Annotated in this window: 11 protein-coding genes; 9 read left to right on the top strand and 2 right to left on the bottom strand. The window is 73.2% G+C overall.

Annotated features, from left to right (window positions below; all coding sequences use genetic code 11):
- Positions 1-757 precede the first annotated feature (757 nt).
- From ABZ321_RS30420 to ABZ321_RS30385, 8 genes are all read left to right on the top strand, one after another.
- Complete coding sequence (locus ABZ321_RS30420) at positions 758-1522, top strand: ABC transporter permease (RefSeq protein WP_354897565.1); 765 nt, start codon at positions 758-760, stop codon at positions 1520-1522.
- 44 nt (positions 1523-1566) lie between these two features.
- The gene (locus tag ABZ321_RS30415; RefSeq protein WP_354897562.1) at positions 1567-2595 is read left to right on the top strand and encodes an ABC transporter substrate-binding protein; all 1029 of its coding nucleotides are present in this window, start codon (positions 1567-1569) and stop codon (positions 2593-2595) included.
- Positions 2582-3388, top strand: coding sequence for an ABC transporter ATP-binding protein (locus tag ABZ321_RS30410; protein ID WP_354897559.1), 807 nt, complete (start codon positions 2582-2584; stop codon positions 3386-3388). The genes ABZ321_RS30415 and ABZ321_RS30410 overlap by 14 nt, the downstream gene beginning before the upstream one ends.
- A complete protein-coding gene (locus ABZ321_RS30405) occupies positions 3385-4221 on the top strand; it encodes a TauD/TfdA family dioxygenase (protein WP_354897556.1) in 837 nt (278 codons plus the stop codon). The genes ABZ321_RS30410 and ABZ321_RS30405 overlap by 4 nt, the downstream gene beginning before the upstream one ends.
- A gap of 4 nt (positions 4222-4225) precedes the next feature.
- Entirely contained in the window at positions 4226-4495 is a 270-nt protein-coding gene (locus ABZ321_RS30400) for a hypothetical protein (protein ID WP_354897553.1), read from the top strand.
- Positions 4496-4513: 18 nt separating this feature from the next.
- Positions 4514-4936 carry a glutaredoxin domain-containing protein gene (locus ABZ321_RS30395; RefSeq protein WP_344504118.1) on the top strand — a complete coding sequence of 141 codons (423 nt, stop codon included), beginning with the start codon at positions 4514-4516 and terminating at the stop codon, positions 4934-4936.
- Between the two features lie 11 nt (positions 4937-4947).
- Entirely contained in the window at positions 4948-5799 is an 852-nt protein-coding gene (locus ABZ321_RS30390) for an RNA polymerase subunit sigma-70 (protein WP_354897550.1), read from the top strand.
- A gap of 75 nt (positions 5800-5874) precedes the next feature.
- Positions 5875-6633 carry an SDR family oxidoreductase gene (locus ABZ321_RS30385; protein WP_354897548.1) on the top strand — a complete coding sequence of 253 codons (759 nt, stop codon included), beginning with the start codon at positions 5875-5877 and terminating at the stop codon, positions 6631-6633.
- A 42-nt stretch (positions 6634-6675) separates the two neighbouring features.
- On the opposite strand, the gene ABZ321_RS30380 is transcribed toward ABZ321_RS30385, so the two are convergent.
- A complete protein-coding gene (locus ABZ321_RS30380; RefSeq protein WP_354897545.1) occupies positions 6676-7380 on the bottom strand; it encodes a hypothetical protein in 705 nt (234 codons plus the stop codon).
- A 9-nt stretch (positions 7381-7389) separates the two neighbouring features.
- Positions 7390-7713: a PadR family transcriptional regulator gene (locus tag ABZ321_RS30375; RefSeq protein ID WP_344504114.1), complete on the bottom strand. Its 324-nt coding sequence runs from the start codon at positions 7711-7713 to the stop codon at positions 7390-7392.
- Positions 7714-7743: 30 nt separating this feature from the next.
- Between ABZ321_RS30375 and ABZ321_RS30370 the strand changes: the two genes are divergently transcribed.
- On the top strand, positions 7744-8493 hold the full coding sequence (locus tag ABZ321_RS30370; protein WP_354897542.1) for a sulfite exporter TauE/SafE family protein: 750 nt from the start codon (positions 7744-7746) through the stop codon (positions 8491-8493).
- Positions 8494-8662 lie beyond the last annotated feature (169 nt).

Genomic DNA, 8662 nt, shown 5'->3' with positions numbered 1-8662 from the left:
TACCAAGGCCGGTTACGCAAGGCCGGTTACGCAAGGCCGGTTACGCAAGGCCGGTTACGCAAGGCCGGTTACGCAAGGCCGGTTACGCAAGGCCGGTTACGCAAGGCCGGTTTCACGGAGCCGATTGAGGCGAGGTCGGCTGGGCGCCGTCGGTTGTGCGGAGTCGATTGGGGCGTGGTCGGTCGAGGCGGGGCCGGTTGGGCAGGGGGTTGCGCGGAGCCGATTGCGCGGAGCCGATTGGAGCAGGGCTGGTCGGGCGAAGTCGGTTGGGGCGGGGGTCATTGCGGGCCGAGGCGGCTGGTGGTCGTGGGGTGTGAGGGTGTGGGGGCAGAAAGTCCGAGGGCGTGGTCGGTCGAGGTGGGGCGCTCCGTCAGCGGTGGGCTGGGTGGCGGGCGTGAGGGTGCTGCGGTGGGTCCGGTGGCGGGTGGGCTGGCGTGGGGAGGGCCGCCAGGCGTCGGCATGGGCCTCCCGACCGGCGGCGGGGGCGTTGCGATCACTGTCGCGGCTGGCGTGGGGAGGGCCGCCAGGCGTCGGCGTGGGCCTCCCGACCGGCGGCGGGGGCGTTGCGATCACTGTCGCGGCTGGTGGGGGGAGGTCTGGCGGCGTCGTGGGCTTCCTGAGCGGCGGCGGGGGTTGTGATTGCTGTTGGGCGGAAGGAGGGTGCTTGATTCTTCTCTACTTATACGATAGGAATTGCATACTTTGCTGGAGCGAGGGTTGAGTGGGGAGTGCCGTGGCAGGCGGGTATGGGCGGCGGGTGGGGTTGCGGGTGCTCGCCGTGGTTGTGCTCGGGGTGTTGTGGCAGGTGACTGCGGTGGTCATGGACAACCCGACGTTCATTCCCTCGCCCGGTGCGGTGTGGGACCGGCTGGTGCAGACGTCGAGCACGCATGACGGGAGCCGGGGGTACAGCGGGCACCTGCTCATCGAGCACCTCGGGGTGAGCCTGCGACGCATCCTCATCGGGTCGGTGATCGGGGTGGCCGGGGGGCTTGTCGCCGGTGTGGTGATGGGGACCGTCGGCTGGGTTCGGGTCGTCGCCGAGCCGGTCGTGACGTTCGTGCGGGCGCTGCCGCCGCTGGCGTACTTCAGCCTCTTCATCATCTGGTTCGGGATCGACGAGACGCCCAAGCTGTGGCTGCTGTCGATCGCTGCCATGCCGCCCGTCGCGGTGGCGACCGCCGCGGCCGTGCATGGTGCGCCGGCCGCGCTGGTCGAGGCGACCCGGGCGCTGGGGGCGAAGCGCTGGCAGGTGACCCGTGACGTGGTGCTGCCCAGCGCGCTGCCCGAGATCTTCACGGGGATCCGGCTCGCGGTCGGCATCGCGTACTCATCCGTCGTGGCCGCCGAGACCATCAACGGCGTGCCCGGCATCGGCGGCATGGTCCGCGACGCGCAGCGGTACTCCCAGACCGACGTCGTCGTGCTCGGCCTCTTCGCCATCGGACTGTCCGGACTGGCCATCGACGCGGTGCTGCGTCAGGCCGAGAACCGCCTCATCCCCTGGCGCGGACGCGCCTGAAAGCAAGCCGAACAACAAGCCGAACAAACGATAGGACCAACCCCTTGAGAATCCGAAGCCTGATCGCCACCGCTGCCGTCGTGCTGTCCCTCGCCGCCTGCGGCGACGGTGCCGCAGGCGGCAACACCAGCGCTGAGCAGAAGACCATCCGGATCGCGTACCAGGCGTTCCCCAGCGGCGACCTCATCGTCAAGAACCAGGGGCTGCTGGAGAAGGCGCTGCCCGACTACAAGATCACCTGGACGAAGTTCGACTCCGGGGCGAGCATCAACACCGCGTTCGTCGCCAAGAGCGTCGACATCGCCGCCATCGGGTCCAGCCCCGTCGCCCGTGGGCTGTCGGCGCCGCTGAACATCCCGTACCAGGTCGCGTTCGTCCTCGACGTGGCCGGCGACAACGAGGCACTCGTCGCCCGCAACGGATCCAACGTCAACGCGATCGCGGATCTCAAGGGCAAGAAGGTCGGCACGCCGTTCGCGTCGACCGCGCACTACAGCCTGCTCGCCGCGCTGGACAAGGCCGGCATCAAGGAGTCCGAGCTGACCATCGTCGACCTGGAGCCGCAGGACATCCAGGCCGCGTGGACCCGCGGTGACCTCGACGCCGCGTACACCTGGCTGCCGTCCCTCGACGAGCTGAAGAAGACCGGCAAGGTCCTCATCACCAGCCGCGAGCTGGCCGCCGGCGGCAAGCCGACCCTCGACCTCGGTGTGGTGTCGACCGCGTTCGCGACCGCGCACCCCGACGCCGTCGACGCGTGGCGCAAGGCCGAGGCGAAGGCGCTCGACATCATCGCCAACGACCCGGCCGCGGCGGCCACGGCTGTCGGCAAGGAGCTCAACATCAGCGCCGAGGACGCCAAGCACCAGCTGAGCCAGGGCGTGTTCCTCAAGCCCGCCGACATCGCCAGCGGCACCTGGCTCGGCACCCCCGAGAAGGTCGGCGACCTGGCGAAGAACCTGCTCGCCGCGGCCGAGTTCCTCAAGGGCCAGAAGAAGATCGACGCCGTGCCGGACCTCGCCACGGTGGAGAAGGCCATCTACACCAAGGGTCTCCCAGGTGTCCTCGCCTGACGCGATCACCATCGCGAACGTCGAGCACCGCTACAGCGCGGTCACGGCCGTCGGCCCGATCGACCTGCACGTGCCGACCGGCGCCTTCCTGGTGCTGGTCGGCGCGTCCGGCTGCGGCAAGAGCACGCTGCTGCGGCTGATCGCAGGCTTCGAGCGGCCGACCGCCGGCACGGTGCGCGCCGGCGGCGAGGTCCCGGAGCCGGGGCGCGGCGCCGGCCTGGTGTTCCAGCAGCCGCGCCTGCTGCCGTGGAAGACCGTCGGCGGCAACGTCGAGCTCGCGTTGCGGTATGCCGGCGTACCCCAAAAACAACGCCAGCAGCGGGTGCTGGAGCTGCTGGAGCGGGTCGGGTTGCACGACGTCGCCGGGCGGCGGGTCTGGCAGATCTCAGGTGGGCAGCAGCAGCGCGTCGCGATCGCCCGGGCCCTGGCCGTACCGAATCCGCTGCTCCTTCTGGACGAGCCCTTCGCGGCGCTCGACGCGCTGACCAGGGAGCGGCTGCAGGAGGACCTGCGGCGGGTCACCGCGGAGACCGGACGGACCTGTGTCTTCGTGACCCACAGCGTCGACGAGGCGGTGTTCCTCGGCAGCCGCGTGGTGGTGCTGACGAGCCGCCCCGGCCGGGTCGCCCTGGACCTGGACATCGACCTGCCCCGCACCGGCGTCGAGCCGGACGAGCTGCGAGGCCTGCCGGAGTACGCGGCGCTGCGGACCACCATCGGCCACGCCGTCCGCGAAGCGGCACATGAACGCGAAGCGGCCCAGGGCAAGGCAAGTGAGAGGAGCACAGTGTGAAGCTCGACCACCTCGGCCCGCACTTCGGCGCCGACGTGCACGACATCGACCTGGACCGGGCCACCGACGACGAGCTCGCCGAGGTGCGGGCCGCGCTCGTCGAGCACAAGGTGCTGTTCTTCGAAGGGCAGCAACTCGACAACGACGGCCAGGTGCGGCTCGGCCGGCGGCTCGGCGAGCTGACCGCGTCGCACCCCGTCGTGGGTGGCGTCGACGAGGCCCACCCCGAGGTGTACGCGCTCGACAGCGCCGACAACGGCTTCGCCGACGTGTGGCACACCGACGTCACGTTCATGCCCCGCCCCCCGCTCGGCTCGATCCTGCGGGCGGTCGTGCTGCCGCCGTCGGGTGGCGACACCAACTGGGCGGACAGCCAGCTGGCCTATGCGTCGTTGTCCGCTCCTGTACGAGCCCTCGCCGACCAGCTGACCGCCGTGCACGACGGCAACCGGGAGTTCGGGTACTACCTGGCGCAGCGCCGCGGCGGCAAGGGCAGCGTGTGGGACGGCGAGGTCGTCACCCGCCTCGACCCGGTCGAGCACCCGGTGGTGCGGGTCCACCCGGAGACCGGCCGGAAGGGCCTGTTCGTCAATCCCGGGTTCACGTCGCACATCGTCGGCGTCTCGGAGGCGGAGAGCCGCGGCATCCTCGACCTGCTCTACGCGCACCTGACGAAGCCGGAGCACATCGTGCGGCACCGCTGGCGGCCCGGCGACGTCGCCATGTGGGACAACCGCAGCACCGCCCACTACGCCAACCGCGACTACGGCACCGCCCACCGCGTCATGCACCGCATCACGCTGCGCGGCGACGCCCCGGTGGGGCCACACTGAGAGCATGCCCCAGCGCGTGCTCGTCCCCCTGCTGGCCGCGGTCCTGCTCGCCGGAGGCGGGTGCTCGTTCAAGGAGCGCGTCTGCGGCTCCGGCGAGCACCCGGTGAAGGCCGTCGGCAACGCCACCGGCCGCACCTGCGTCCGCGACGGCACCGGCCCACCGGCCGGATACGTCGACTACCCCGCAGGCAAGGTCCCCAAGTACGTCGACGACGAGTGGGACCGCTACTGGCGCGACAAGGTCGTCGACGAGCACGGGGCCATCGTGTCGTGACGGGTTAGGGTGTGTGCCGTGACCCGTGTATGGCTGGTGCCCCTCGCGTTCGTGGCCATCGGCGCCGTGGTCGTCGCCAACCAGCTCCGGAGCGGCTCCCCGACCGGCGCGGTGGTCTTCGGGCTGCTCTTCGCCGCGATCGGCCTCGCGTTCTCGCCGCTCGCGTTCCCGCGGCACACGCCCGCGGCCGAGGCGCAGGCGTCGGGGAGGCCGGTCGTCTACTGGCGGCCCGGCTGCCAGTACTGCCTGCGCCTGCGGCTGAGCCTGCTGGGCCGGGCGCGGCACGCGGCGTGGGTCAACATCTGGCGGGACCCGGACGGCGCCGCTGCGGTGCGGGCGGTCGCCGACGGCAACGAGACCGTGCCGACCGTCGTCATCAACGGCTACGCGCAGGTGAACCCGTCCCCCGCCACGGTGCGGCAGCGTCTCCAGCCACGGTGAGCGATGGGCGGGTGACGTTCGAGGCGCTGACCGGCCCGCTGCGTGGTGAGGTGCTCGCGCACTGCTACCGCATGCTGGGCTCGCTGCACGACGCCGAGGACGCGGTGCAGGAGACGTACCTGCGGGCGTGGAAGGCGTTCGAGCGGCTCGCCGACCACGACGGGGTGCGGCCCTGGCTGTTCCGCATCGCCACCAACCGCTGCCTCACCGCGCTGCAGCGGCGCGGCCGCCGCGAGCTGCCCGCCGACGCCGAGGGTGAGCCGCTGTGGTTGCAGCCACTGCCCGACGCGCTGACCGGGATCTCGGTGGAGCTGGCGTTCGTGGCCGCCCTGCAGCACCTGCCGCCGCGCCCGCGGGCCGCGGTCCTGCTGCGCGACGTGCTCGGCTTCTCCGCCGCGGAGACCGCCGGCCTGCTCGGCACCACGGTCGCCGCCGTCAACAGCGCCGTCCAGCGGGCGCGGGCGGCCCTGCCCGCGCCTGAGCCGACGGCCGCCGGGGACGTGGCGGCGGTCGCCGGGGCGTACCGCACGGCCTGGGAGCGCGGCGACGTGGACGCGATCGTGAGCATGCTCGCCGGCGACGCGAAGTATTCGATGCCGCCGTTGCCCGAGGTGTACCGCGGCGCCGCGGCCATCCGCACGTTCCTCCTCGCCGGTCCGGCGCACCACCGGTGGCGGTTCCTGCCGGCCCGGGCCAACGGGCGGCCGGCCTTCGGGACGTACCTGCTGCGCGACGACGCCTTCGTCGCGGCGAGCATCGACGTGGTCACGGTGCGCGGCGGCCAACTGAGCGACGTGGTGTCGTTCCTCGACCCGACACTGTTCCCCGCCTTCGAGCTGCCGGCCACACTCGCCGTCCGATGAGCGGCGCCGGCCGATGAGTCTGGCCGGCCCGCGGGGTTGTACCGGTGACAGGTACACCCACGGGAAGGAACCAGCATGCTCCTCGCAGGCAGGAACGCGATCATCTACGGCGGCGGAGGCTCGGTCGGCGGCGCCATCGCGCGGGCGTTCGGCCGGGCGGGCGCCCGGGTGTTCCTCACCGGCCGCACCCTCGCCACCCTGGACGCGGTCGCCGCCGACGTCCGCGCCTCGGGCGGGGCGGCGGACACCGCCGCCGTCGACGCGCTCGACGAGCACGCCGTCGACGCCCACGCGGCGGCGGTCGTGGCCGCGACGGGCCGGATCGACATCGCCGTGAACGTCATCGCCGACGCCGACGTCCAGGGCACCCCGATGATCGACATGACCGTCGAGGACTACCTGGCCCCGGTCGTGCAGTCGGTCCGCTCGAAGTTCATCACGTCCCGCGCCACCGCCCGTCACATGGTCCGCGACGGCCGCGGCGGCGTCCTGCTGTTCTTCGGCGGCGCCGGCGACCCCCCGCGCGACTTCCACCTCGGCGGCCTGCAGGCGGGCTTCCAGGCCGTCGAGCACATGCGCCGCCAGCTCGCCACGGAGCTCGGCCCGCACGGCGTCCGGGTCCTGACGCTACGCACCGGCGGCCTGCCCGACTCGATCCCCGCCGACGCCCCGGCCCGCGAGGCCATCGAGAAGTCCATCACCGGCCAGACCCTCCTCGGCCGCGCCGCGACCCTGGCGGACGTCGGCGACGTCGCGGTGTTCGCCGCCTCGGACCTGGCCCGCACGATGACCGGCACCGCCGTCAACGTCACCTGCGGCGCCATGCTCGACTGACAGTGCTGCCCGCCCCGGCTCGGGCCAGGACCCGGGGCGGCGTCAGCTGGTGATGCCCAGCGCGCCCGTCCGCAGCACGTCGTCCGCGCTCTGCAGGAGGCGGTGGCACAGGTCGGACTCCTCGGCCCAGCCCTGCCAGACGTCGGCATCGTCCGGGATCCGGGCGCGGAGGTGCTCGAACGAGCGGTCCGGCACGGGCGTCCCGGTGATCCAGTCCACGACGGGCGAGTCGCTGACGGCCGGGTCGGCGGTGCGCAGGACGTACCCGAGCGCCACGGCCTCGGCGCGCAGCCGGTCCGCCGAGATCAGCCAGCAGTGGTCGCCGGCGAGGACCCGGTCCAGCGGCCGCGGGAGCACGACGACCCCATCGCCGCACGCGGCGAGCAGGTGGTCGAACGTCGCCGCGCGGTCCGGCAGGCGGTCATACGCCTGGTACAGCTCCGGCCCGTACGGCGGGCCGGCGGCCGGCGCGGTGCCGCGGACCGCGACGTGCCGGGCGAGCCAGTCGAGCCGGTCGGACCGCCGGGCGTGCGACGAGTACGCGCCCATCGACGCGCCGAGCAGGCACGGATCCGTCCCCGGCGGCAGCGGCGGATCGATCTCGGCGACGGACCGCGGCTCCCGGTGCGGGGGCAGCCCGTGCCGCTCCAGCGTGGCGTTGACGGCGTCCAGGAACCGCCGCCGCTCCTCCAGCGGCCGGACGGTCTCGGCGCAGAGGAACAGCCCGACGCCGACGTCGAAGCCCACGCCGGCGGCCTACGGTGCCGCGGTGCCGGCGAGGACGGACTCGACGCCGGTGAGGAAGGTGTGCCACTCGGCCTGCTTCGTCACCCGGGCGCGGTGGCCGTCGGGGGTGAGGGAGTAGACGCGGCGGCGGCGGGGGACGGCGTGCTCCCAGTGGCTGACGACGAGACCGTCACGTTCCAAGCGGTGCAGAGCCGGGTAGACGGTGCCCTCCGGCAGGTCGAACGCGCCGCCCGACCGCTCCCGGAGGGTGGCGATCAGCGCATAGCCGTGCACTGGGCCGGCGTCGGCCAGCACGGTCAGCAGCAAAAGGTCGAGGTGCCCCCGCACATCCATACCTAGAGAGGCTAGGTATAAGATCGGTGGATGTCAACGGTGTTCCTCCTCCTCGCCGGGGTGATCGGCGGGGTGATCGGCACCGCGGGCGGGATCGCGTCGCTGGTCGCGTTCCCCGCGCTGCTCGCCGCCGGGCTGGCGCCGGTGCAGGCCAACGTCGCTAACACGGTGGCGCTGATCAGCGGGGCGGTCGCGGCGTCGGCGGCGTCACGGCAGGAGCTGCGGGCGCACCGGCGCGGGCTGCCCGGGTGGGCCGCGCTCGCGGCGGCCGGTGGCACCGCCGGGGCGGTGCTGCTGCTGGTGACGCCGGCGGACGTGTTCGCGTGGATCGTGCCGGTGCTGGTCGCGTTCGCCGCCGTGCTGATCCTCGTCCGCCCCGTCGCCGGGTCGTCGCCCCACGGCGGGCGGCCGGCACGGCCCGGCGACAGGACGTGGCCGGTGGCGGTCTTCGCGGTCGGCGTCTACAGCGGATACTTCGGCGCCGGCGCGGGCATCCTCACGCTCGCCGCCGTGCTGCACCTGGTCGACGCCGACCTGCTCCGCGCCAACGCGGTGAAGAACGCGCTGACCGCCTGCGCCGGCGTGCTGCCCGCCGTGGTGTTCGTGCTCGCTACCGACGTCGCCTGGTGGACGGTGGTGCCCCTGGCGGCCGGCACGACGATCGGCGGGGCGATCGGCCCGGCCGTCACCCGCCGCCTCGACCCGAGGGTCCTGCGCGCCGCCGCGGCCCTCATGGGGTTCGCCCTCGCCGCGTGGCTGGCCCTGCGGGCGGCACGCTGACGGGACCCCATGAGGTCCGCCCGCATGACGGCCCTGCGGGTCGATGCCCTCACGAAGTCCGCCCGCGTGACAGCCCCGCGGGCGACGCCCGGCGACGCCCTCACGAAGTCCGCCCGCATGGCGGCCCTGCGGGCGGCACGCCGACCGGGCGCCGGACGGCGGGACGCCA

Origin of the sequence: Dactylosporangium sp. NPDC006015 (genome assembly GCF_040614215.1) — a bacterium.
GTDB lineage: Bacteria > Actinomycetota > Actinomycetes > Mycobacteriales > Micromonosporaceae > Dactylosporangium > Dactylosporangium maewongense.
Note: the sequence above shows the minus strand (reverse complement) of the source record. Positions and strands in the feature narration are given on the sequence as shown.

Excerpts from the sequence above, each read along its gene's own strand:
- ABZ321_RS30400 (WP_354897553.1), top strand. The coding sequence starts at position 4,226 with ATGCCCCAGCGCGTGCTCGTCCCCCTGCTGGCCGCGGTCCTGCTCGCC.
- ABZ321_RS30375 (WP_344504114.1), bottom strand. The coding sequence starts at position 7,713 with ATGGATGTGCGGGGGCACCTCGACCTTTTGCTGCTGACCGTGCTGGCC.
- ABZ321_RS30370 (WP_354897542.1), top strand. The coding sequence starts at position 7,744 with ATGTCAACGGTGTTCCTCCTCCTCGCCGGGGTGATCGGCGGGGTGATC.
- ABZ321_RS30385 (WP_354897548.1), top strand. The coding sequence starts at position 5,875 with ATGCTCCTCGCAGGCAGGAACGCGATCATCTACGGCGGCGGAGGCTCG.